Annotated in this window: 23 protein-coding genes and 2 rRNA genes; 10 read left to right on the top strand and 15 right to left on the bottom strand. The window is 37.7% G+C overall.

The window, feature by feature from the left end:
* Window positions 1-122: 122 nt before the first annotated feature.
* Both H0S70_RS07680 and rrf read left to right on the top strand, forming a co-directional pair.
* Window positions 123-2,882 (top strand): 23S ribosomal RNA (locus H0S70_RS07680).
* Between the two features lie 143 nt (window positions 2,883-3,025).
* Window positions 3,026-3,133 (top strand): 5S ribosomal RNA (gene rrf / locus H0S70_RS07675).
* 143 nt (window positions 3,134-3,276) lie between these two features.
* On the opposite strand, the gene H0S70_RS07670 is transcribed toward rrf, so the two are convergent.
* A complete protein-coding gene (locus tag H0S70_RS07670; RefSeq protein WP_188320391.1) occupies window positions 3,277-3,741 on the bottom strand; it encodes a DUF2059 domain-containing protein in 465 nt (154 codons plus the stop codon).
* A 4-nt stretch (window positions 3,742-3,745) separates the two neighbouring features.
* Window positions 3,746-5,233, bottom strand: coding sequence for a histidine ammonia-lyase (gene hutH / locus H0S70_RS07665; RefSeq protein ID WP_188320390.1), 1,488 nt, complete (start codon window positions 5,231-5,233; stop codon window positions 3,746-3,748).
* 128 nt (window positions 5,234-5,361) lie between these two features.
* Here hutH and uvrC point away from each other — a divergent pair, with 128 nt between their 5' ends.
* Complete coding sequence (gene uvrC / locus H0S70_RS07660; RefSeq protein WP_188320389.1) at window positions 5,362-7,164, top strand: excinuclease ABC subunit UvrC; 1,803 nt, start codon at window positions 5,362-5,364, stop codon at window positions 7,162-7,164.
* A gap of 12 nt (window positions 7,165-7,176) precedes the next feature.
* On the opposite strand, the gene H0S70_RS07655 is transcribed toward uvrC, so the two are convergent.
* From H0S70_RS07655 to H0S70_RS07645, 3 genes are read right to left on the bottom strand one after another with little or no spacing between them, the layout of a single operon-like run.
* Window positions 7,177-7,926, bottom strand: a complete 750-nt coding sequence (locus H0S70_RS07655) for a hypothetical protein (protein WP_188320388.1) — start codon at window positions 7,924-7,926, stop codon at window positions 7,177-7,179.
* A 25-nt stretch (window positions 7,927-7,951) separates the two neighbouring features.
* Window positions 7,952-9,034, bottom strand: coding sequence for a putative type IX sorting system protein PorV2 (locus H0S70_RS07650; RefSeq protein ID WP_188320387.1), 1,083 nt, complete (start codon window positions 9,032-9,034; stop codon window positions 7,952-7,954).
* Entirely contained in the window at window positions 9,034-9,921 is an 888-nt protein-coding gene (locus tag H0S70_RS07645) for a DMT family transporter (protein ID WP_123905218.1), read from the bottom strand. The genes H0S70_RS07650 and H0S70_RS07645 overlap by 1 nt, the downstream gene beginning before the upstream one ends.
* Before the next feature lie 362 nt (window positions 9,922-10,283).
* On the opposite strand from H0S70_RS07645, the gene H0S70_RS07640 reads away from it, so the two are divergent.
* A complete protein-coding gene (locus H0S70_RS07640; RefSeq protein ID WP_188320386.1) occupies window positions 10,284-11,912 on the top strand; it encodes an acyl-CoA carboxylase subunit beta in 1,629 nt (542 codons plus the stop codon).
* An 18-nt stretch (window positions 11,913-11,930) separates the two neighbouring features.
* A complete protein-coding gene (locus H0S70_RS07635) occupies window positions 11,931-12,536 on the top strand; it encodes a hypothetical protein (protein WP_188320385.1) in 606 nt (201 codons plus the stop codon).
* A gap of 42 nt (window positions 12,537-12,578) precedes the next feature.
* On the opposite strand, the gene ygiD is transcribed toward H0S70_RS07635, so the two are convergent.
* Both ygiD and H0S70_RS07625 read right to left on the bottom strand, forming a co-directional pair.
* Window positions 12,579-13,406 carry a 4,5-DOPA-extradiol-dioxygenase gene (gene ygiD, locus H0S70_RS07630; protein WP_188320384.1) on the bottom strand — a complete coding sequence of 276 codons (828 nt, stop codon included), beginning with the start codon at window positions 13,404-13,406 and terminating at the stop codon, window positions 12,579-12,581.
* Between the two features lie 82 nt (window positions 13,407-13,488).
* Entirely contained in the window at window positions 13,489-13,998 is a 510-nt protein-coding gene (locus H0S70_RS07625; protein ID WP_188320383.1) for a YceI family protein, read from the bottom strand.
* A gap of 270 nt (window positions 13,999-14,268) precedes the next feature.
* On the opposite strand from H0S70_RS07625, the gene H0S70_RS07620 reads away from it, so the two are divergent.
* Window positions 14,269-16,407: a S9 family peptidase gene (locus tag H0S70_RS07620; protein WP_188320382.1), complete on the top strand. Its 2,139-nt coding sequence runs from the start codon at window positions 14,269-14,271 to the stop codon at window positions 16,405-16,407.
* Window positions 16,408-16,480: 73 nt separating this feature from the next.
* Here H0S70_RS07620 and H0S70_RS07615 read toward each other — a convergent pair whose 3' ends face one another.
* Window positions 16,481-17,029 carry an L-threonylcarbamoyladenylate synthase gene (locus H0S70_RS07615; protein WP_031502075.1) on the bottom strand — a complete coding sequence of 183 codons (549 nt, stop codon included), beginning with the start codon at window positions 17,027-17,029 and terminating at the stop codon, window positions 16,481-16,483.
* A gap of 101 nt (window positions 17,030-17,130) precedes the next feature.
* On the opposite strand from H0S70_RS07615, the gene H0S70_RS07610 reads away from it, so the two are divergent.
* On the top strand, window positions 17,131-17,379 hold the full coding sequence (locus H0S70_RS07610) for a VF530 family protein (RefSeq protein ID WP_123903437.1): 249 nt from the start codon (window positions 17,131-17,133) through the stop codon (window positions 17,377-17,379).
* A 1-nt stretch (window position 17,380) separates the two neighbouring features.
* Here H0S70_RS07610 and H0S70_RS07605 read toward each other — a convergent pair whose 3' ends face one another.
* The 6 genes from H0S70_RS07605 to gldB form a co-directional block, all read right to left on the bottom strand.
* Window positions 17,381-17,758: a YchJ family protein gene (locus H0S70_RS07605; protein WP_188320381.1), complete on the bottom strand. Its 378-nt coding sequence runs from the start codon at window positions 17,756-17,758 to the stop codon at window positions 17,381-17,383.
* A 40-nt stretch (window positions 17,759-17,798) separates the two neighbouring features.
* A complete protein-coding gene (gene tnpA / locus H0S70_RS07600; protein ID WP_055041481.1) occupies window positions 17,799-18,236 on the bottom strand; it encodes an IS200/IS605 family transposase in 438 nt (145 codons plus the stop codon).
* Window positions 18,237-18,521: 285 nt separating this feature from the next.
* Window positions 18,522-19,025: a DinB family protein gene (locus tag H0S70_RS07595; protein WP_188320380.1), complete on the bottom strand. Its 504-nt coding sequence runs from the start codon at window positions 19,023-19,025 to the stop codon at window positions 18,522-18,524.
* 168 nt (window positions 19,026-19,193) lie between these two features.
* Window positions 19,194-20,336 carry a cystathionine gamma-synthase gene (locus tag H0S70_RS07590; protein WP_317173180.1) on the bottom strand — a complete coding sequence of 381 codons (1,143 nt, stop codon included), beginning with the start codon at window positions 20,334-20,336 and terminating at the stop codon, window positions 19,194-19,196.
* Window positions 20,337-20,466: 130 nt separating this feature from the next.
* On the bottom strand, window positions 20,467-20,793 hold the full coding sequence (gene gldC, locus H0S70_RS07585) for a gliding motility protein GldC (RefSeq protein WP_188320378.1): 327 nt from the start codon (window positions 20,791-20,793) through the stop codon (window positions 20,467-20,469).
* Window positions 20,794-20,828: 35 nt separating this feature from the next.
* Entirely contained in the window at window positions 20,829-21,809 is a 981-nt protein-coding gene (gldB, locus tag H0S70_RS07580) for a gliding motility lipoprotein GldB (protein ID WP_188320377.1), read from the bottom strand.
* An 87-nt stretch (window positions 21,810-21,896) separates the two neighbouring features.
* On the opposite strand from gldB, the gene nadE reads away from it, so the two are divergent.
* From nadE to H0S70_RS07565, 3 genes are read left to right on the top strand one after another with little or no spacing between them, the layout of a single operon-like run.
* Complete coding sequence (gene nadE / locus H0S70_RS07575; protein WP_088264375.1) at window positions 21,897-22,688, top strand: NAD(+) synthase; 792 nt, start codon at window positions 21,897-21,899, stop codon at window positions 22,686-22,688.
* 28 nt (window positions 22,689-22,716) lie between these two features.
* On the top strand, window positions 22,717-23,226 hold the full coding sequence (locus H0S70_RS07570) for a ribonuclease domain-containing protein (RefSeq protein ID WP_188320376.1): 510 nt from the start codon (window positions 22,717-22,719) through the stop codon (window positions 23,224-23,226).
* 31 nt (window positions 23,227-23,257) lie between these two features.
* Window positions 23,258-23,548 (top strand): barstar family protein, encoded by a 291-nt coding sequence (locus tag H0S70_RS07565; RefSeq protein WP_031502334.1) that lies wholly within the window; start codon window positions 23,258-23,260, stop codon window positions 23,546-23,548.
* 78 nt (window positions 23,549-23,626) lie between these two features.
* Here the strand turns inward: H0S70_RS07565 and H0S70_RS07560 are convergent, their stop codons facing one another.
* Window positions 23,627-24,847: a hypothetical protein gene (locus tag H0S70_RS07560; RefSeq protein ID WP_088264378.1), complete on the bottom strand. Its 1,221-nt coding sequence runs from the start codon at window positions 24,845-24,847 to the stop codon at window positions 23,627-23,629.
* Window positions 24,848-24,856 lie beyond the last annotated feature (9 nt).

Below are 24,856 nucleotides of genomic sequence, written 5' to 3'. Positions count from 1 at the left end.
TGACATTAACGATAAGAACATCACAAAGAGAAAACCGAGCACTTACGGGTGCGGAGTTTACAAATAATAAGGTAACACGGTTGTGTTATCTGAACTAAAACTAAACTAATTTAACAATTAGGAAAGAAATCGTTAAGGGCGTATGGCGGATGCCTAGGCTTTCAGAGGCGACGAAGGACGTGGTAAGCTGCGAAAAGCTCGGGGGATCGGCACACACGAATTGATCCCGAGATGTCCGAATGGGGCAACCCGGCTGGTTGAAGACCAGTCACCTCGCAAGAGGAGCAAACCCGGAGAACTGAAACATCTAAGTACCCGGAGGAAAAGAAATCGAAGAGATTCCGTAAGTAGTGGCGAGCGAAAGCGGATTAGCCCAAAAGCTTTTATATGTTTAATAGAATGTTCTGGAAAGAACAGCCATAGAGGGTGATAGCCCCGTATATGAAAGGCATATTAAAGTGATAAATGAGTAGGGCGGGACACGTGAAATCCTGTCTGAATATGGGGGGACCATCCTCCAAGGCTAAATACTCCTGAAAGACCGATAGTGAACAAGTACTGTGAAGGAAAGGTGAAAAGCACTTCGAATAGAAGGGTGAAAGAGAACCTGAAACCGTACGCCTACAAGCGGTCGGAGCAGATTTATTCTGTGACGGCGTGCCTTTTGCATAATGAGCCTACGAGTTAATTTTACTAGCGAGCTTAAGCACTTCAGGTGCGGAGGCGGAGCGAAAGCGAGTCTGAATAGGGCGGATAGTTAGTAGGATTAGACGCGAAACCTTGTGATCTACCCATGGGCAGGTTGAAGCTTTGGTAACACAAAGTGGAGGACCGAACCGGTTGACGTTGAAAAGTCTTCGGATGACTTGTGGGTAGGGGTGAAAGGCCAATCAAACTGGGAGATAGCTCGTACTCCCCGAAATGCATTTAGGTGCAGCGTCGATGTTAAGTTTATTAGAGGTAGAGCTACTGATTGGATGCGGGGGAGTCAAATCCTACCAATTCCTGACAAACTCCGAATGCTAATAAATGTTCGTCGGCAGTGAGGGCATGGGTGCTAAGGTCCATGTCCGAGAGGGAAAGAACCCGGACCAACAGCTAAGGTCCCCAAATCTATACTAAGTTGAAATAACGCGGTTGAACTGCATTGACAGCTAGGATGTTGGCTTGGAAGCAGCCATTCATTTAAAGAGTGCGTAACAGCTCACTAGTCGAGCGGTTCGGCATGGATAATAATCGGGCATAAGTATAGTACCGAAGCTATGGATTTATAACTTTTGAGTTATATCTGGTAGGGGAGCATTCTGTTTGCGCCGAAGCAGTATCGTGAGGTATTGTGGAGCGGACAGAAAAGAAAATGTAGGCATAAGTAACGATAAAGCGGGCGAGAAACCCGCTCACCGAAAGACTAAGGTTTCCTCAGCCATGCTAATCAGCTGAGGGTTAGTCGGGACCTAACGCGAACCCGAAAGGGGAAGTGGATGGACAATGGGTTAATATTCCCATACTTGCTCACACTAAAAAGGGGACGGATTTACGTACTTGCTGGAGACTGACGGAATAGTCAAGGCCTAGCCTTCGGGCGAAGCTGCTGCAGGGAAATAGATTCCAAGAAAAGCCGAAGTGAAGCAACCCGTACCAAAACCGACACAGGTAGTCGAGGAGAGAATCCTAAGGTGCTAGAGTGAATCATGGTTAAGGAACTAGGCAAAATAGTCTCGTAACTTCGGAAGAAGAGACGCCAGCAGCAATGCTGGCCGCAGTGAAGAGGCCCAGGCGACTGTTTATCAAAAACACAGGACTCTGCTAAATCGAAAGATGCTGTATAGGGTCTGACACCTGCCCGGTGCTGGAAGGTTAAGGAAGGTTGTTAGCGTAAGCGAAGCAATTGACTGAAGCCCCAGTAAACGGCGGCCGTAACTATAACGGTCCTAAGGTAGCGAAATTCCTTGTCGGGTAAGTTCCGACCTGCACGAATGGTGTAACGATCTGGGCACTGTCTCAACCATGAGCTCTGTGAAATTGTAGTATCGGTGAAGATGCCGATTACCCGCAATGGGACGAAAAGACCCTGTGAACCTTTACTATAACTTCGTATTGACTTTGAATAAACAATGTGTAGGATAGGTGGGAGACTTTGAAGCTGGCACGCTAGTGTCGGTGGAGTCAACGTTGAAATACCACCCTTTGTTTATTTGGAGCCTAACTTGAGAGATCAAGGACATTGCGTGGTGGGTAGTTTGACTGGGGTGGTCGCCTCCAAAAGAGTAACGGAGGCTTTCAAAGGTACCCTCAGCACGCTTGGTAACCGTGCGTAGAGTGTAATGGCATAAGGGTGCTTGACTGTGAGACCTACAAGTCGATCAGGTGCGAAAGCAGGACATAGTGATCCGGTGGTTCCGTATGGAAGGGCCATCGCTCATAGGATAAAAGGTACTCCGGGGATAACAGGCTAGTCTCCCCCAAGAGCTCACATCGACGGGGAGGTTCGGCACCTCGATGTCGGCTCGTCACATCCTGGGGCTGGAGAAGGTCCCAAGGGTTGGGCTGTTCGCCCATTAAAGTGGCACGCGAGCTGGGTTCAGAACGTCGTGAGACAGTTCGGTCTCTATCTATTGCGGGCGTTAGATGTTTGAGAGGGCTTGAATCTAGTACGAGAGGACCGATTTGAACAAACCTCTGGTGTATCAGTTGTACCGCCAGGTGCACCGCTGAGTAGCTACGTTTGGAAAGGATAAGCACTGAAAGCATATAAGTGCGAAACCTGCCTCAAGATGAGACATCTTTTAAGGGTCGTTGGAGATGACAACGTTGATAGGCTACAGGTGTAAAGTTGGTAACAGCATAGCCGAGTAGTACTAATTACCCGTAGATTTATAGCCTAATAAGGCGCACCGTAAGTGCATCAAAGGTTTACTCTTTGTGAAAGTTTTTATCGATAAATAGACATCAGATGTAAGACATCAGAAATCAGACCATAAAGTCTGAAATCTCTTATCTGAAATCTGTCATCTAAATACATATTTAGGGTGGTTTTAGCAGAGGGGCTCACCTGTTCCCATTCCGAACACAGAAGTTAAGCCCTCTAGCGCCGATGGTACTGCGAAAGCGGGAGAGTAGGTCGCCGCCAGTTTTTTTTAAAAGCTCAATCATTTTTTTGATTGAGCTTTTTTTTGTGCCTAAAAAATACTACTACTAAAAAATAATAGAAGGTATTATACTAAAAACCCCTTCGATCATCTTGATCGAAGGGGTCTTTATAATCTGCTATTCTACTTATTTAGTATTCATCGGAGGTGGTGAGGAATATTCTACTTTCGTAGAAACCGAAACTTCTTTTTCAATTTTTTGAGCCAATTCAATACCCCATTTTCTTCCAACTTCCAAACTTTCTTGAAGGACTGTAGGCATTTTTTCAATCATTTTCTTTCCGGTAGATGTATTGTAAAAATTCAAAAGATCGACTATTTCATGCTCTGTAAAATGTTTTGAATATACAGGAACCAATTTTTGTACGAGTTCATAATAATCGACATGTTTTGATGCATTATCCCAATATTCTGACGAAATTTGTGGATTATTTTGTTTGTAATAGTTTATCATATACTCAAAGGATGTTTTCAACGCTTGGGTACTGCCCATCGTTTCCAGCAATTCGGCAATTTTGACGTCTTTGCTAGATTGTGCATTTGTAAAAACTCCGAACACCAGAAAAGCGATTGCTAATATATTTTTCTTCATGATTTTAATTTACTTCGAATTTTCTCTCACGAATTAATTCAGCGATAGCCAACATATCCTCGCCTATTAGTCGGTCATCTTCTAATTTTTCAACTTTTGTACGAATGAGATTATAAGCATTTTCAACATATTTCGAACATGTGTCCGGTCTTCGGAATTCTAATCCTTGCGCTGCAAACATCAATTCTACCGCGAGAATATTTTCTAAATTTCCTAAAACCTGATTGAATTTTCGTCCCGAAATACTGCCCATTGACACATGATCTTCCTGCCCCAAACTTGTCGGAATAGAATCCGCAGATGCCGGAAAGCACAAAGTTTTATTTTCTGTAACCAATGCAGCAGATGTATATTGTGGAATCATAAATCCTGAATTTAATCCCGAGCTTTCGGTTAATAATCTTGGCAATCCAAATTTACCTTCAAGGAGCAAATAGCTTCTTCTGTCGGAAATATTTCCGAGTTCCGCTGCTGCCAAAGTGCAATAGTCTAACGGTAAAGCAAGCAATTGACCATGGAAATTCCCGCCGGAAATAGATTCTTCAGCACTTAAGACGATTGGATTGTCGGTAACTGAATTTAGTTCTATTTCTGCAAGATTTTTCAGGTGCTCGTACGCGTTTCGGCTTGCGCCATGAACTTGTGGTACACATCGCATAGAATAAGGATCTTGTACGCGATCACAAAATTCGTGTGCGTGTAGATTTTCAGAATTTTTCAAGAATTTTAGCATTCTGGCTGCGACTTTTTTGCTTCCGGAAAAAGGGCGAATATCGTGAAGTTCTTTTTTGAAAGGACTTGCGCTTCCTCGATAAGCTTCTAAACTTAAAGCAGCAGTTAAATCTGCTAAATCAAGAAGATATTCGAATTTATTTAAACCTAAAATAGCATGAGCCAAGATAAACTGTGTCCCGTTTATGAGTCCTAAACCTTCTTTTGGTCCTAATATTAGAGGCTTAATTTCCTTTTCAGCTAAAACGTCAGCTGTATTTCTGATTTCATTTTTTTGCCAAACTTTTCCCAGTCCTAGAAGTGGTAAAACCAAATGAGCCAAAGGCGCTAAATCTCCGGAAGCTCCCACGGATCCTTGCTCTGGTACTACCGGAATTATATCTTCTTCCAGCATGAAAATTAATCTTTCAATAACTTCCAACGAAACTCCCGAAAATCCTTTTGACAAGGCATGAATCTTCGAAATCATCATCACCTTTGAAAGTTCTTTCGCAATAGGTTTTCCTACGCCGACTGCGTGTGAAATAATTAAATTATGTTGAAGTTGCGCAGTTTCTTCCTCAGATATTTTCACATCGCACAACGGTCCAAATCCTGTGTTAATCCCATAAACAGTACGATCCGAAGCGACAATCTGTTGCACATTTTGCTGAGATTGCAGGATTTTTTGTTTGGATTCTTTAGTAAGTTTTGCTTTTTGGGGATCATCAAGGATCGCCATGATATCAGAAATTGTAAAGGTATCGATGCCGTAAATCATGAATATAAAATTTGCTTAAAAATACAATTATTTGCATAAAAACCTAAATCTTCTTTGCAGGTTTAAAATGATTTTATCTCCATCATAATCGATGACCAAATCAAAAATCAATTCCTTATTTTTGTAAGATGAATCCCGACCTTGAACTTCAACTCAAAACTTTGCCTTCGGAACCCGGAGTTTATCGATACTACGACAAAAATAATCAGCTTTTGTATGTAGGAAAAGCTAAACATTTGAAGAAAAGGGTACTTTCTTATTTTAACAAAAATCTTTCAGGTTACCGAACCCGCATTATGGTTGGTAAAATCCATCGCTTGGAAACCACGATTGTTCCTAGTGAATATGATGCACTGTTGCTTGAGAATAATCTCATCAAAGAGCATCAACCATTTTATAATGTGATGCTGAAAGACGATAAATCTTATCCGTGGATTTGCATTAAAAATGAAGATTTTCCAAGAATTTTCCTGACCAGAACGAAAATTAAAGATGGGTCGGAATATTTCGGACCTTATGCAAAAGTGCGTCCGGCAAAGGTGTTACTTGATACCATTAAACATATTTATAAAATCCGAACGTGCAATCTGAACCTTTCTCCGGAGAAAATTGAAGCCGGAAAGTATAAAGTTTGCCTGGAATATCACATTAAAAATTGCCAGGGTCCCTGTGAAATGTTGGAACTTAAGGAAGAATATGACCAAAAAATCAACGCGATTCGCGGGATTATCAAAGGTGATTTCCGGTTGGCCAAGCAATATTTGATCAATCAAATGACGAAATATGCTGAAAATTTGGAATTTGAAAATGCCCAATTCATCAAGGAAAGAATCGATATGTTGGAAGATTACCAACACAAACATACCGTGGTGAATCCCAATATTGATGATGTAGATGTTTTCGGGATGACGAGTGACGAAACGGCGGCGTATGTAAATTATTTCAAAATTCAGAATGGAAGCATCATTCAAAGTTTTACCACAGAAATTAAAAAAGTGTTGGAGGAAACTGATGAAGATATTTTGGAGGAGGCCATGATAGAAATTCGTCAGAAATTTAATTCTGATTCCAAAGAAATATTGATCCCGTTTCATCTGAGTCTGGAAATTCCGAATGTAAAATTGATCGTTCCGAAAGTTGGCGACAAAAAAAGAATCGTAGAATTATCCGAAAAAAATGCGAAAGAATACCGAATTGAAAAACTGAAAGCAGTACAAATTGTAGATCCGGAAAGACACACCAACCGCATCATGGCGGAGATGCAAAAACTTCTGAGAATGCCCGAAGAACCGCGTCATATTGAAGGTTTCGATAACTCGAATATTCAGGGAACTAATCCTGTTTCTGCGTGTGTAGTTTTCAAGAATGGTAAACCAAGCAAGGCAGATTACCGTATTTTCCACCCAAAAACGGTGGAAGGTGCCAACGATTTTGCTACGATGGAAGAAGTGATTTATCGTCGCTACAAAAGGCTTCTTGATGAAAATGAACCTCTGCCGCAACTGATCTTAATTGATGGAGGAAAAGGTCAGCTTTCCTCGGCTGTGAAAAGTTTGAAATTGCTAGGACTTTATGGAAAAATCACGATTATAGGCATTGCAAAACGCTTGGAAGAGATTTATTTCCCTGAAGATTCCATTCCTTTATATTTAGACAAAAAATCAGAAACCTTGAAAGTTTTGCAACGAGTGCGCGACGAATCCCACCGTTTTGGAGTCAGACACCACCGAACGCGCAGAAAAAATTCGACGATTAAATCTGAACTCGAGGAAATTCCAGGAATTGGCGAAAAAGCGATCGAGCTTCTGCTTTCTAAACTAAAATCGGTGAAAAGAGTGAAAGAATCTTCAAGAGAAACCTTGGAAGAAATTTTAGGAAAAAGCCGTGGTACAAAGGTTTGGGAGTTTTTTAATTCTTCCGAAAACGGGTAATTTCCAGACGATTTATTTCTTCAGAAACTCTTCTTTTGTATAACTTCCATCGGAATTAGGAATTTCAATCACGATTTTTCCGTTTTCCCAATAACCCAAAGTGTGGCTTCCATTTTCCAGTTGAACGTGGTAAACATCTTTTTTCGTAGATGTTTTAAAAATTGCAAAAGGAACGGAATTGTTTGGATTGGCAAGGATAAATTGGTTTTGAGAAATAGTGATTTTGTTGAAAGTGAAAGTTCCGTTGCTGAAACTTTCTGCTTTGTTTTCTGTTGGAGTTTCGTTTTTTAGATTAGAATTTTCTCCTTTGGTTTCAGGTGTTTTTTCAGAAATTGGTTCCGATTTTTCTTTTATAATAGTTGTTTCAGTACTTTTTGGAGCTGAAACTGCAACATTATTTAGAGCAAATTGCAATGCTTCTTTCATTCCCGGTTCGAATTCTTTGATGCCCGATTTTCCTTCGTAGTTTGCAATCACTTTATCATTACAATCTTTAAAGCTAAGCTGCACTTTATTTTTTATAAAATTGCTCGTATCCGAGACTTCCGCTTTAAGCATTTCACAGCTAAATTCGGCTGCATTTTCTACGATGACGAACTTTTTTGCTTTCAATTTGCTTTTCAAGACATCTTTCAAACCATATTTGTTGGCCTTTGCATCAGCGAATTCTTTCGGAATGTAGATAGATTGATAATCTGAAATATTTTGGCTAAAAGCCGTTGTGAAAATCATCAACAAGGAAAAAGACAGCAATTTTTTCATGAATAAAATTTTAATTAAAGATAAATTAATTTCTGAAATCCCCCATATCTAATTTCAGAGAGAAAAAATTGGAGAAAAAATTAGAACCTCCGACTCCGGAATTGGTAATTGCATAATCCAAAGTTAAACCGTGATATTTAATGCCGATTCCGCCACTTGGTTGAAAGGAAACTTTTCGTTTTAAATCTTCTATATCTGTTACCGTTTGGAAGCGATTCACTCCTAAACGCACAAAAATCATATCCTGAAATTTCAGTTCCGCACCTGCGTAAGGTGTTATACTCGCAAAATCTGTGGAAATTACCGCTGCTGTTTTTGCAAAATCGATGTTCAAACCAACTTCTGGTTGTAGTTCCAAATCGCGGTTGATTTCGAAATTTCTACTCATTCCTACATTGAGTTTTGGCATGGTGATTTCCATTTTATCTTTTGGAGCAGGGTTAAATTCTTCGCCATTTACCACTGCGGAAAGCTCTTTTTGGTTCACTGTCCAGAAATTCACCGTTGTGGTTGCATCTCGCAACATCGCTCCATAATTCCATCCGGAATCGGCATTATAGAGAACTCCGGCATCAAATCCGAAACCGTAACCGCTCGCAAATTTTCCCACATTTCGATATACCAATTTGGCATTCACCCCAACAGAAAGCCGATGATTGCCACCAGGACGAAACGCATAAGAAAGTAACGCTGCATAATCGGATTGGGAAAAACTGGTAATCTTATCGTAGTCAATATTTCCTTCAGAATCAATAAGTTGAGTGGTGTTCAAAATATTGTCAACTCCTAAACGAACTAAGGAAATCGCAAAAACTCCGGAATTATTGTCCAAAGCTTTCGCATAAGCGAGATAATCGTATTTCGCAATCGACTCGAAATATTCGGCGTGCATCGCAGCACCTTGCCAATCGCGGTCAATTCCGATTAAACCCGCTGGATTCCACATCGGAGCATATACATCATTTTGGTTGGTAATTACTGCCCCGCCCATTGCAAGGCCTCTCGCGCCGGCTCCGATATTGAGAAATTCATTAGAATATTTTCTGATGATTTGCGCATCGGAAAACATTCCTGAAAAAATAAAGAGGGAAAAGAGAACTTTTTTCATCAAATTTCTAATTTTTTGGTGGCTTTTCTTGCTTTTATTACACCATTGGCAACAATGGCCATAATCATTACCGACGAAGCTGCATAAAAAATCGGGCTCATTTCTTCGGATTCTCCAAAGATAAAAAACGCAAGGATAATTCCATAAACCGGCTCCAAATTTACTGTTAAAATGAGAGTGAAAGGAGAAATATATTTCATCAATTTCACTGATTCCAACATTGGAAAAGCCGTAAAAAGACTTGCCAATAATATGATTAACGCTAAATCGCGGTAACTTATTTCATAGACTTGCGAAAGTTGGCCTGTAAAAAGATAAAATACCGAAAGAATTAGAAATCCTGAGAATATTTCGTAAAAAATGATATTTTCGGCAGAGGTTTTCCCGTAGATTTTTCCATTGAAAACTGAAAATATAGTTCCGAAAAGTGCTGCCAACACCCCAAAAAAGATTCCTACTTTATAATGAAACTCTGTTTTGAAAATAAGTCCCATACAAATCACGATTACGATTCCCATGATAACTTCGGAAATATCAATTTTTCGACGGAAAATAATGGGTTCCAGAATTGCGGCAAACAATGTTGAAAGCGATAAACAACTCAGCGCAATCGCGACATTGGAAACTTTAATTGAGTAAAAAAAACACAACCAATGAAATGCCATGAAACCACCAATTACAGCCAATTGTAAGAAGAGTTTCTTGGAAATACTTAAGCGATCTTTTTTAATAAACCGAATGAAAACAAACAAAAAAAGGGCTGCGAAAAACATCCTGTAAAAAACCAAAATCTGAGCATTGGCATGAATGAGTTTTCCTAAAATGGCGGTGAATCCCCACAAAAAAACAATAAGATGTAAACGAAATAGCGCAGAATTTTTGAACACAGATTTTTTAGATTTTATTTCTTGCAAATCTACAATTCCGTTTTAAATTATAGCAAAATTATCCGTTCAATTCCCGATTATTCCATAAAAAACCCCAAAAATCTTTGCAACTTTTGGGGTCTTCAAATAATAAACTATTAAAAAAATAAACTAGGAACCGGTTTGCTCAAACAAAAACCAAGAAACTATTTTAGGATTTCATTTCTATAAACGAAAAATCCGGAAAAATATTTTACAGAAATTGTTTTTATATTTATTTTAATATTTAATTAAAATATTAAAATTCAGAATGTTAAACTATGAGATTATTCTTCAAAGAAATAACCGCAAAAAACTTATCTTTAGACAAATTTTTTTCAACAATGGATTTAGAATTTAATAAAAGAGAAGATAAAAATAAATTAAAACTCGCAGAAATCAACCAATTGCTCGCCGAAATAAAGAAAGGTGGCGGTGAAAAACGTTTACAAAAACAAAGAGACGAAGGAAAACTAACTGCTCGCGAGAGAATTGAATATTTGCTCGATAAAAATTCTGAATCAATTGAAATCGGCGCTTTTGCAGGTTTCGAAATGTATGAGGAACAAGGCGGTTGCCCAAGTGGAGGCGTGGTTGTGGTGATGGGATATGTTTCCGGGAAGCAATGTTTGGTGGTTGCCAATGACGCTTCGGTAAAAGCTGGAGCATGGTTTCCGATCACGGCGAAGAAAAATCTCAGAGCTCAGGAAATTTCGATGGAAAATAAATTGCCGATCATTTATCTTGTGGATTCTGCGGGAGTTTTTCTGCCGATGCAAGATGAAATTTTCCCGGATAAAGAACATTTTGGGAGAATTTTCCGAAATAATGCCAAGATGAGTTCAATGGGAATTGTCCAGATTTCTGCGGTGATGGGAAGTTGTGTTGCCGGTGGCGCATATCTTCCGATTATGAGTGATGAAGCGATGATTGTGGACAAAACCGGATCTATATTTTTGGCAGGAAGTTATCTCGTGAAAGCTGCAATTGGCGAAACCATTGATAATGAAACTTTGGGCGGAGCAACTACCCATTGCGAAATTTCGGGCGTTACCGATTATAAAGCGAAAGATGATAAGGATGCACTCGATAGAATTAAAAATATCATGAAATCGATTGGTGATTACGAAAAAGCCGGTTTCGATCGAATAGAAAGTGCACCTCCGAAAGAAAAAATTGAAGATATTTTCGGACATATGCCGGTTTCTCGAGCGGATCAGTATGATACTTTTAACATCATTAAATGTTTGGTTGATCATTCCGAATTCGAAGAGTACAAGCCCGATTATGGCAAATCGATTATTTGTGCAACTGCCAGAATTGATGGTTGGAGCGTAGGAATTGTTGCTAACCAAAGAAAACTGGTGAAAAACGGAAAAGGAGAAATGCAGTTCGGAGGCGTAATTTATTCCGATTCTGCGGATAAGGCAACAAGATTTATCGCGAACTGTAACCAAAGAAAAATTCCGTTAATTTTCTTGCAAGATGTGACCGGTTTTATGGTTGGGTCGAAATCTGAACACGGTGGAATCATTAAAGACGGAGCGAAAATGGTAAATGCCGTCTCCAATTCGGTGGTCCCGAAATTTACCGTAATAACAGGGAATTCTTACGGCGCAGGCAATTACGCAATGTGCGGAAAAGCGTATGATCCAAGGTTGATAGTCGCTTGGCCATGGGCAGAACTCGCGGTGATGGGTGGTGCACAAGCAGCAAAAGTTCTTGCACAGATTCAAACTTCGACTTTAAAAAAACAAGGAAAAGAGATTTCAGAAAAAGAACATCAAGAAATTTTGGATTCTATTGCAAAAAAATATCAGAAACAAACCGAGCCAACTTACGCAGCTGCAAGATTGTGGACCGACGCAATTATCGATCCGGTTGATACCAGAAAATGGATTTCAATGGGAATTGAAGCGGCAAATCACGCTCCAATTACCGAAAAATTTAATTTGGGGGTAATCCAGGTTTAATCATTAAAAAAAATTAGCATGAAAAAGTTTTTACTATTTTTTGCAGTATGGAATGGTATTTTGTCTGCTCAATGTACCATCACCGGTGCAGAAGCTATTGAAGTTGGAGAAAAACAGATTTATAAAGTCACCGGTCAGGGCGATGTTTGCGCAGATTGTTTTGAATGGATTTATCCGGATCAAAAGATTATTTTCGAAGGAGAAACTAACAAAAGTGAAATTAAAGTAAAAGGTTCGGTTCCCGGAGATGCTGTATTTTCGGTAAAAATTAATTCAAAAAATATTCCTTTAAAATGCAGCAAACAAATTAAAGTTATTGAACCTGCTACCAAATTCAGAGCGGGAGATATCGAGAAATGCGAAATCCCGGTTACGGATTTCAAAGAAATAAAAGTTGGGGACAAGAAAGTAGCTTTCGAAGCGGAAACAGCCGACGAAAATTATACTTATCTCTGGACCGCTTTTTATAGAGATGGAACTCAAAAAACATCAACGGATCGAAAACCGCAATTCGAAGTTACCAATGATCATGTGATCGATAAAGTAGAAGTTCAGGTAACCTTAAAGACCTGTACCAAAAAGATTTCGAAATCCTATCATTCCAATTTTTGGTATTTTTTCTAATAAAAAAAGAGACTGTCACGAAAAGGCAGTCTCTTTCTTTTTTTATCCGATTTTCACACTGGTCATGCTCAAACTTCCGCCGATCAGTTCGTCATTAAACAACGAAAGCGAATCAGATTTTTCTTTTAAACCTAAAGAATAAATCAAAGGTAAATAATGATCGGGAGTTGGTACCGCAGTTTGTAGCGCGACTCCATGTCTTTGGTAATCAATTAAATTTTGGAAATTACCATCCAAAAGCCAATTGTTGGTTTTTTCACGGGCTTCAACTGCCCAATCCCAACCGGCTCCAACGGTGTTGATATTTTTCCAATCCACCATTCGGAGGTTGTGAACGATATTTCCACTTCCTATGATCAGGATTCCTTTTTCTCTCAGTTTTTGGAGTTTTTTGGCAAGATCAAAATGATATTGAGGTGGCTTGGTATAATCGATGCTCAGCTGAATCACAGGGATTTCAGCATCCGGATAAAGATGTCTAATAACACTCCAAGCTCCGTGATCCAAACCCCAATTGTGGTCTTCTTCTACAATTTCCGGGAGCAGAAGGGTGGCGGTTTCGCGGGCAAGTTCCGGACTTCCCGGAGCGGGATATTCTACCTCAAAAAGTTCTTTCGGAAAACCATAAAAATCGTGGATGGTTTTGGGCATATCCATCGCCGTTACAAAGGTTCCGTTGGTAAACCAATGCGCAGAAATACAGAGAATTGCGTTGGGTTTAGGAATTTCTTTGGAGATATTCCGGAAACCCTGTACAAACTGATTTTCTTCAATTGCATTCATCGGGGAACCGTGGCCCAGAAAGAGAACAGGCATTTTTTCAGTATTTTGAAATTGGCCTGAAATTTTGGTTAAATCGTTGATATTCATGATATGTTCTTATCTAAAAAAATCAAAGTTCATCACAAGAAATCCCGGATGAACTTTGAAAAAAAATAAACTATGAAATTATTTATGCTTTCACGTATTGCAGTTCACCTGCAATTTTCACTTCATCGGAAACCATTACGCCACCTGCTTCCAGTGCAGCATTCCAGTTAAGTCCGAAGTCGCTTCTTTTTATTTTTCCTTCAAAAGAGAAACCTGCTTTGGTATTTCCCCAAGGATCTACATTAATTCCTCCGAATTCTACGTCTAAAGTAACCGGTTTTGTAATACCATTAATGGTTAAATTACCAGTAATTTCATCATTTAAAGAATTGGATTCAAAAGTTATCACAGGATTTGCGGCAACATTGAAAAATTCTTCACTTTTCAGGTGGTTGTCACGATCAGCGTTGTTGGTATTTACAGAATCTGTTTTAATGATAGTTTTTACCTTAACGTTTTTAAAAGTATCATCTTCACTTTCCAATTCCGAAGTAAAATCTGTGAAAGAACCTTTTACGTTAGAAATCATCATGTGTCTTACTTTGAAAGTAATTTCGCTATGAGTTGGGTCTAAATTCCATTTTGTAGCCATAATTTTTTATTTTTTTGATTAATATTTAAATTTCTTGATGCAAAGATAGTTCAGTCTGTCAACTCGCTACATTGATGTAGGTTAAGAAAGTATTTTTTAATTTTTTTTAATGGTATAAAATTTTTCATTAAAACCTTAATTTCTTTATTTAAATTAATTGAATATAAAATTGCAGCATTTTATTGATTAGCAGTGGTATTCCAACTAATCTTAACATTTTTTTAACAACTCGTTTTTATTTCTTACTTTTAGCCATCTAATTTTTAAGTAATGAAATTCTCAAAATTTTCTTTATTATTCCTAGTTGCAGGAAGCTCTTTATTTGCTCAAAGCCAAAAATTCACCATCGCAGAAGCAGTAAATGGTTTGAGGAGCAATCTCGCAACTAAAAATATTTCCCAATTTTCTTGGAGTGATGATAACAAATCCTTTTATCAATCAACTAAAAATGCGTATTTAACCACTGAAGTTGCCAATTTGAAACAGGATACTTTGGTTTCCCTTTATCAAATCAACAAAAATCTGTCGCCAAATCTTCAACTGAAATCTTTTCCAAGAATTAATTTTATTAATAATAACAAAGGATATTTTACCCAAAATTCAAAATATTTTTGGGTGGAAAAAACCGGAAAAGATTGGAAAGTAAAAGAATGGATCGCGCTAGACAAAGGTGCAGAAAATGTAGAATTATTAAGCAATAACCAAGGTTTTGTTTATACCATAAAAAATAATCTTTATTTAAATTTAAACGGAAAAATCACCGCAATTACCAATGATGAAAACGAAGATATCGTAACCGGACAAGCGGTTCATCAGCGAGAATTTGGAATTGACAAAGGAGTTTTCGTGTCACCGGACAATTCGAAAATTGCATTTTACAGAATGGATCAAACGATGGTCACTTCTTATCCAATCATCGATTGGAGCGTAAGCCCTGCGGTCAACAATAACATCAAATATCCTATGGCGGGAGCGCTGTCGCATCACGTTACTTTAGGAATTTTCGACATTAAATCCGGTAAAACAACTTTCTTGAAAGTTGATGGCGATCCTGAGCAATATCTCACTTCAATTACTTGGAATCCGGATTCGAAATCGGTTTTTGTGGGAGTTCTCAACCGTGATCAAAATCATTTGAAGATGAATCAATACAATGTTGCTTCAGGTGATTTAACGAAAATAATTTTTGAGGAAAAATCTGAAATTTATGTGGAACCGCAACATCCTTTGTTGTTTTTCCCGAATTCTACCACCGATTTTATTTGGCAAAGTCAGCGCACCGGTTACAACCATCTTTTTCATTATAATTTAGAAAAAGGTTTGGTTGCGCAATTGACTAAAGGCGATTGGTTGGTGACTGATGTTTTGGGATTTAATGAAAAAAAGAAAGAAATTTATTATACTTCAACTCAGGAAACGCCTTTGGAAAGGCATCTTTATAAAATCAATTGGAGCAATTTCAAAACACAAAAATTGGATGCCGAAGCCGGAATGCACTCCGGAATTCTTAGCAAAGATGGTTCTTGGTTGTACGATTCTTTTAGCAACGCTAATTCGCCAAGAGTTGTAAATTTAATCAATACCAACACCGCGAAATCTAAAAATATTTTGACATCCGAGAATACTTTAAAAAATTATCAGAGACCGGAAATTAAAAATGTAACCTTAAAAGCCGATGACGGAACTCCACTTTACGGAAAAATAATTTTGCCAACGGATTTCGATCCCAACAAAAAATATCCAACCCTTGTTTACCTGTACAACGGTCCGCATGTGCAGTTGGTAACCAACAGTTTTCCGGCATCCGGGAATCTTTGGTACGAATTCATGGCGCAAAGAGGATACATCGTTTTCACCATGGATGGAAGAGGATCTGCAAACCGAGGTTTAAAATTTGAACAGGCCGTTTTCCGCCATTTGGGCGAAGTAGAAATGAAAGACCAACTGAAAGGCGTGGACTATTTGAAATCTTTACCTTATGTAGATGCCGATAAAATGGGGATTCATGGATGGAGTTTTGGTGGTTTTATGACGACGAGTTTTATGCTTAAACATCCGGAAGTTTTCAAAGTTGGAGTTGCGGGTGGACCGGTAATCGACTGGAAAATGTACGAAATTATGTACACCGAAAGATACATGGATTCGCCACAAAATAATCCTGAAGGTTACAAGCAAGCCAATCTTTTGGATAAAGTTCAGAATTTGAAGGGCAAACTATTAATGATTCATGGTGCGCAAGATAATGTTGTGGTTTGGCAACATTCAATGAAGTTTCTGAAAGCTGCCGTGGATAATGGTGTTCAACTGGATTATTTTGTTTATCCCGGCCACGAGCACAATGTTTTAGGGAAAGATCGGGTACATTTGATGCAGAAAATAACCGATTATTTTGATGAATATTTAAAGTAAGAAAACGCAAAAATCCGGAGGTTAATTCTGCCGGATTTTTTTATTGAATGATTTTAAAAATTGTGAATTTGAATTACTCACGCAACACTTTCACGCGGCCATCGTTCCACATTCGGATAATCGAAGAGCCTGCATATTCTGAGATTTTGTCGTGGTTTTCATCTGAAATTGCATCTACAGAATTGATGATTTCATCGTTGATGTCCGAAAATTTCATCGGAGATTTGTCGCCACTTAAATTCGCTGATGTAGAAACCAGTGGTTTGTTCAGTTTTCCGATCAGTTTTTTCAGGTAATTATCCTTCACCAAGCGAATTCCGATACTGCCATCTTCCGCAAGAATTTCTTTAGGCAAACCTTTCGGATTGTCGTAAATAATCGTCACTGGCTTTTCCGATAAATCCATAATTTCCCAAGCCAATTCCGGAACTTCCACCAAATCTTGCAAACGCTTTTCGTTTTCCACCAAAATAATCATTGACTTGTTTTTTTCACGCTTTTTAATTTCGAAAATTCGGTTGATTGCTTCAATATTTGTTGCGTCACAGCCGATTCCCCAAATCGTGTCGGTAGGATAAAGAATGGTGCCACCGGATTGTAAGGTATTGATGAGATTTTGCATGGATTTTTGTTTATACTAATGTTGCCACAAATTTAAAATATTTGCAGAGAAAAAAGTTTTAAACTTAATATTAAATTTTATCAGTATTTTTACCAATAATTATGGAACAACAATCGAAAGATCCTTTACACGGAAAACGTTTGGACGCAATTTTAGAAGAATTGCTCGAATATTACGGAGGTTTTGAAGAGTTAGGAAAACAAATCAATATCAAATGTTTCACCGATAATCCGAGTATCAATTCCTCGCTGAAATTTCTTAGAAAAACGGATTGGGCAAGGGCAAAAGTGGAAAGTCTTTATCTCTACGTTTTAAGACAGAAAAAGAAGCAGGAGCAACGGAATCAATAAATTAATCCATAAATTTTCCGGAAACATAATACCATCTTCCGTTCAAATTTTTAAAAAGCGAATGTTCATGATGAATTTGCGGTTTTCCATTTTCATCATTATAGTAAGCCTTAAATTCTAATTGGTTTAAAGCTGGAAGGTTTATAATTTCCAATTTCGTCCATTCATTGATTTCTCCCCATTCCTGCAAATCTTTTTTGTTATGGAATTTTCTTTTTGTAGGGAGCGTTGTTTTCATTAAATATTCACCATTCGGAATTGCAAAAGCCGAAAATCTCGAACGCATCAAAGCTTCCGCAGTGGGAGCGTGTTGTTCTCCCGTGTGAAAGGGTTTACAGCAATTTTCGTAAAGTTTTCCGGAGCAACAGGGGCAGTTCATATTTCTTTGCTGTATTTATTTCAATTAAGATTTAGATAAACTATGTTGTTGAATTTTGAAAATTATATTTTTCTATAAATTCTTGGTATTCTGTTGAAAAAGTTTTTTTTAGATGATGTTTTTCCTGATTTTTAATATAATTTCTCATATTTTCAACCATCGATTCAGAAACAGATACGGCAAAATATTCACTTTGCCAATTGAATTTTTCTTTGGTTAATTGATTTTTGTTAATCCAATGCGAGCTTTCACCTTTGATTAATTGAACAACAGTCTCGATATTTTGATTTGAACTTAACGAAATCAAGCAATGACAATGATCTGAATATCCATTAATCATATCAATAAAAATGCCTTTTTTGGTAGCATTTTCCTTAATATGTTTCCACACAGAAACCCTCAATTCTTTGGAATTAAGAAGTGGTTTTCTTTCTAAAGTTGAAAAAACAATATGTACATAAATTTTAGTAAATGACATGACAATTGGTTTATTCAAATATAGAAAATTTTGTAGGTTTTGGCTAAAGCCAAATTTAGAGTTCACAAAAAAACGGGCTAAAGCCCGTTCCTATTGAATTTCGTAAATCTTATAAGCGAAAAAATTATTAAAATTTCAATCGAATTTTAAGTTTCTGATTAAAAAAACATCAATAGGGGTGGGCTTTAGCCCACCTTTCTGATTAAAAAAACATCAATAGGGGTGGGCTTTAGCCCACCTTTCAATTTGCGGATTAATTTGGCTTTAGCCAAAACTTATAAAAAATTAAAATTTTGATAAATACCTCTCCTCAATAATATTCAAATGGTGAATATTATGGCCAACAATTAATTTCCCGATGTTTTCTACCGAAATCTCATTTCCGTTCGCGATTCCTGTTTCCGAGAGTTGAATTTTATTTAAATTTTCAAAAAAAAGACTTGAAGATTTTCTCACGGTTTCAAATTCATCGATAAGACTTTGCAACGATCTCTCAGTAGAAAAATAATGTTTTGCGTAGGTTTCTTCATCCCAACCCGGAAGATCGGTTTTGTCTTTTCTGGCAAAACGAAGAGCGCGGTAAGCGAAAATTCTTTCCGCATCAATTAAGTGTTGCAAAAGTTCTTTTAGCGTCCATTTTCCTTCTGCGTATGCAAAATTTGATTGATCTTCTGCTAAAAATGAATAAAGTGAAACTGTTTTTTCACCCATTTTTTTCATTTCTTCCAACCAATTTTCAGATGGAATAAGGTCTAAATATCGTTGAATATACTTTTGAAATTCTGTCATTAGTGAACGATAAAAAAACCACAAAAGTCACAAAAGCTTAATTACATGAAAGCCGTTTTATTTAACTTTTTAAAGTAAAAATAAGTTCAACTTTCTGCGCTTTAAAAAGAATTAATTCATCTTTTCAAAAAACAACTTTTGTGACTTTGTGGTTAAAAAATATTAATGTTAAGAAAAAGCTTTTTCCAAATCAGCAATCAGATCGGCTTCATCTTCAATTCCAACGCTCAATCGAACTAAGTCGTCGGTAATGCCCAATTCTGCTCGTTTTTCTGCCGGAATCGAAGCGTGAGTCATCAACGCAGGATGATTTGCCAAAGATTCTACACCGCCTAAAGATTCTGCCAAAGTGAACACTTTCACTTTTTCTAAAAATTTGATGGCATCTTCTTTTTTTCCAGATTTAAAGGTGAAAGAAACCATTCCGCCGAAATCCTTCATCTGTTTTTTTGCCAAATCATGTTGAGGATGAGATTCCAAACCTGGATAAATTACTTGATCAACCGCAGGATGAGATTCTAGATATTTTGCAACAGCCATTCCGTTTTCCGAATGTCTTTGAACTCTTAAAGCCAAAGTTTTAATGCCTCGAAGCACCAAATAAGAATCGTGTGGGCCGAGAATTCCGCCACTCGCGAACTGAATGAAATGTAGTTTTTCACCAAGTTCAGGGGTATTCGCGACTAAAGCTCCAGCAATTACATCGGAGTGCCCGCCGAGATATTTTGTCGCCGAGTGCATCACGATATCGGCGCCTAAATCAATTGGTCTTTGTAAATATGGAGTCGCGAAAGTGTTATCAACCGCAACCAAAATATCTTTTCCTTTTGCTAAGTCGGTAACTGCTTTGATGTCAACCAATTTCATCAGTGGATTTGTTGGAGTCTCAATCCAGATTAATTTAGTTTTATCATTAATTAAATCTGAAATTTTCGAAACATCATCAAAATTCACGAAGGTAAATTTCAGTTGGTATTTTTCGAAAAGTCGGGTGAACATTCGATAAGTTCCACCGTAAAGATCGTCAACCGCGATAACTTCATCGCCTGGATTTAATAATTTAAGAACACAATCAATTGCCGCCAAACCGGATCCGAAAGCCAAACCTCTCGCGCCGTTTTCAATGCTTGCCAAACTGTCTTCCAAAGCTTGTCTGGTAGGGTTTGCCGCTCTGGAGTATTCGTAACCGGAATGAATTCCCGGGGATTTCTGCGCATAAGTTGAGGTTAAAAATACAGGTACATTCACCGATCCTGTCGCGGATTCGTGGTGTTGCCCACCGTGGATTACTTTGGTATTAAAATTCATGATTTTTTTATGCTTTATGCTTTAAGCTTTAGGCAATAGGCTTTTATTGCTTTAAAGCTTAAATATGATTAAAAAAAAATATAAACTGCATGCAAAAAAGCTTAATGCTTATCGCATACCGCTTATTGCTTATTTACATTTTTATAGCTGATCTTTGGGCAAATTCTTCTGCAATTTCCTCCATCCATGCGGCTACATCTTCCTCGCCGGTCGCTCTTTGGTAGGTATGGCTCATCGAAATAAGGATTTGGTGAAGGAACATTTTCATTTGATCAACCGGCATCTCTTTGGTCCAAAGATCAATTCTCAGGGCTTCCATTTTTTTGTCGTCCCACACGGAAATCATGGTGGCTTTGGTTTCTTCTTTTTCTATTCCGCCGTCTTGTGCGTTCCACATCATTTTTTCGGGAACGTGGTTTTCGTCAAGCTCTACATCTATGGTAATCTGGGTCTTTTTCATGTCTTTTTTATGAGAATTAAAGGGCTTTTCAGCAATTAATTTTTAGGTTTGTATTTACTTTTGTTAAAGATTTCCTGCGCATCCATTTTTAGAAAATCTGCCAATTTAACTTCCGGATTTTCCTGGAAAAATTTTCTACAGATTTGCCATCCTGTGAAAATACCAATTTGCGGCGATGAATCGTTGTCGATTTCGGTATAGAATTTCGAGAAAGGTCCAGGATTGATAAATCTTTCGTTCAATCGCACGTCATCGCTGAAAACCAAATTGTTTTCTACAAAATAATTCCAAATATTCGCTTCGTTTTCTACCGCCCAATCGTATTGTTTTTGGGTGTAGTTCATCTTCAAATAATCTGGAAAACTCGGTAAAAATGCATCCTGAAGGGTTACTATTTTTCCGTTATAAATTAATTCATCAATAAATTTTTGATTTTTAATGTTTCGTGGAACAAAAGACTGCGCGAAAACTTCCGAAACTTTCGGAACTATGTTTTGCGGATTCATCGATTTCTGGAAATAAAGTTCCAAACCTTGATAATTTGGATTGTTTTCTCCCATAAATGCAGAAATATCGATAAACAACATATTTTCTTCAGGTTTATAGAAAATAGGTTCCATAATTCCTTGCAACGCCGATGAATAAAGATAAACTTTCGGGGCGATAAATTCTGGGAAATAATGATGAATGTGAGAAAATAAACTCGATAAATCTTTGTTGAGTTTGGCAACATCGATTTTTGCAATGGCTTCTTTGTAAATTTTGGCTTCGTTGGCGTCCGCTCTTCGCACCGCATAATCTTCATCAGAAACGGTTCCCTGAAACCAAGGAAATTTATTTTTAAAATCTTCTAAAGGAACATTGGGATCGTAAAATAGCCTGGAAATATCGACGATTTCTGTTTTTTTTGCTGAATCTTTGATTTTGATTTCCCAGAGGTTTTCAGGATTTTTTTTGCAGGCAACTGCTCCAAAAATGAAAATACCTGAAAACAATAAATATCTAAAAAACTTCATTATTTTTACATCAAAATTTAAGAGGCAAAAATAAGGAAAATTTTAAGGATTCTTCCATCTAAGTTCCTCAGTTTAAACCCAGCAAAAATGCAAAAAGAAAAAATAACAGAAAAGATCGTAAACTGGCTGAAAGATTATGCCGAAAAAGCACATGTGAATGGTTATGTAATCGGGGTTTCCGGAGGTGTAGATTCCGGTGTGGTTTCTACGCTGTGTGCGATGACTGGCTTAAAAACACTTTTGATCGAAATGCCGATTCATCAAAAGGAAGATCAGGTAAGTCGCGCGTTGGATCATATCGAAAATTTGAAATCGAGATTTCCAAATGTGGAAGCTATTTCAGTGAATTTAACTAGCACTTTCGATGAGTTGTATAAATCTTTTAATGTAAAAGATGGAGATTTTCCTAACGAAAAACTTGCTTTAGCCAATACCAGAGCGCGTTTACGAATGCTTACCTTATATTATTTTGGGCAGCTGAATGGTCTTTTGGTTTGTGGAACCGGCAATAAAGTGGAGGATTTCGGGATTGGTTTTTACACCAAATATGGCGATGGTGGAGTAGATGTTTCCCCAATTGCGGATTTGTACAAAACGGAAGTTTATGAACTTGCGAAGCATTTAAATCTAATAGAATCTATCCAAAACGCTATTCCTACCGACGGTTTGTGGGATGTGGACAGAACCGATGAGCAACAAATTGGTGCAACTTATCCGGAACTGGAAAAAATTCAGAAAGAATGGGGAACTAAAACTGAAGCGGATTATTCGGGAAGAGATTTGGAAGTGTATAAAATTTTCAGCAGAATGAATAAAGCTGCGCAACACAAAATGCAGCCAATTCCGGTTTGTGATATTCCGGAAGAGTGGAGAAACTGAGTTTTTGGAACGATTTTAACCCATTAAAATGAATAAAAATAGCGCGAAACTGGCTCTTTTTTTCATCATCGGAATGCTGAGTGCCTTTCTGGTGATGTATCTGATTGATAATTACAGAATCGAAAAGAGAAACCAAGACTCGGAAATTGCTGAAAATACCATTGGAAAAGATGAAAAAGCTAATCGTGAGGAAATTTCACTTGAAGAACATTCGATTCAAAATTTAACCAATGAAGTTAAAGTCATCAATTATGTAAAATCTAACCACGAATTGCCCGATTATTACATCACCAAAAGTGAGGCAAGAAAGCAAGGTTGGGTTCCTTCTGAAGGGAATCTTTGCGATGTTTTGCCGGGAAAAGCCATTGGTGGTGATAAATTCAGTAACCGTGAAAAAACTTTACCTTCCGGAAAACAATATTTCGAAGCCGACGTAAATTACAATTGCGGCAACCGGAATGCCGATCGCATCGTTTTTACAAAAGAAGGTGAAGTTTATCTCACAAAAAATCATTACAAAAGTTTTCAAAAACAATAAAAAACAGATTTCTTAATCTAAAAATAATTTCATGACAAACACGGTATATATCGACTTCGCAGAGCTTGGTGACTATGATGATTTCTATGTTCAATTAAAAGAAAAGCTGAAGCTTCCGGAATTTTTTGGTGATAATTTGGATGCATTGTACGATTCCATTACGGGGTTTGTCGCATTACCACTTCATTTGGAATTTGTAAATATGAGTGTGGAACAACTCGAAACCTTCGAAGATTTATTGGTCACTTTAGAAGATGCCGATGATGAATTGGATGATTTTACATTTGCTTATTATCTTGAACAGTACGAAGATGAGGAATAGGATTTTTTTTAATAAATTTAAATCAAAAAACCACCTGAAAGCAGGTGGCTTTTTTTTGATATGAAAGAAAAGAAGAACTTATTTCAATGCAGCTAAAAGATCTACACCGTTTACATTTGCCCAATTTCCTGTAGTTAATGTTACTTTTTTCACATTAGAATCGCTGGTGAAAGTTTTCCCTCCATTCGGAGTAAAGGCATATCCCCAAACATTTAGGTTATCAGAATTCACATGGTTAGCAGGCTCTACTTTAATTTTCCCTTTGTTTACTTGCTCAGTTTCTGTTGCCGAATCTTGGATTAAAACAGCGTAAGCATTTTTGCTATCAGTGTTTTTGTATCCATCCATATACACGTTAGAGAAAATTCCAGAACCATGTTTTTTGAATTGAATTGCGGTAATTTCTATAGAACCAGCGGTTTCAGGTTTTGTACCAGTTTCGCGAATAAGGGTAATGTTATTAATTTTTGGAGCTGTATTATCAGCATTTCCTGAAGATTCAATTTCCATTCCGAAATTTCCGATAGCTGTTTGGAACGCAAACCAGTTGCTGTTGCTTTGTCCACTCCAAGAATCTTGCCAGTCGAAAGAATCATCATAATTTCCGTAAGAAACCAAGTTTTTTCCGCTTACTGTACCACCAAAAAATTCATAACCATCATCTGTTCCTTTATAAGAAACTAGATTTTCCAACACTGTACCAGCTCCTACAGCATAGAAAGTCATTGAATTGGTTTCGGATGTTCCGTCTCCAATTTTTTTACCACCGTATTCAACTCTTACATATTTTAAAACACCTGAATTATCATTAGGGTTATCTCCACCATAATAAACATTGTTTCCGTCTTCCGAAAGGGCTCTTGTAGCTCCGTTTATAGCTTTGATAGGCGCATTACCGTATAGAGTAACTCCTCCCCAGTCACCAGGTTTTTTGTTGTCTGAAGTGAATACAATTGGCTCAGATGCAGTACCTTCAGCTAAAATTTTACCACCTTGTAGTACTACCAAACTGCTTCCTACAGATGTTTTTGCGGTGAAAGTTGCGCCAGCTTCTATAGTAAGAGTGATTCCTTCAGGAACTTTTACGATTCCTTCTAGTGTGTAATTTCCTTTTTTTACTAATGTATTTTGAGTTAAAGTTCCGGTAAGAGTTCCTGTTCCGTTCAATACAGCTCCTGTAGTTCCTGTATTGGTTTGCCCGTTTCCATTAATATCGGCATCTTCACGGATTTCTACCGTACAAGATGTTACCGAAAGTACCATTGCTAAAGTAAGTAATGATAAGATGTGCTTTTTCATATTATTTTA

The sequence above is a fragment of the Chryseobacterium manosquense genome (genome assembly GCF_014623485.1).
GTDB lineage: Bacteria > Bacteroidota > Bacteroidia > Flavobacteriales > Weeksellaceae > Kaistella > Kaistella haifensis.
Note: the sequence above shows the minus strand (reverse complement) of the source record. Positions and strands in the feature narration are given on the sequence as shown.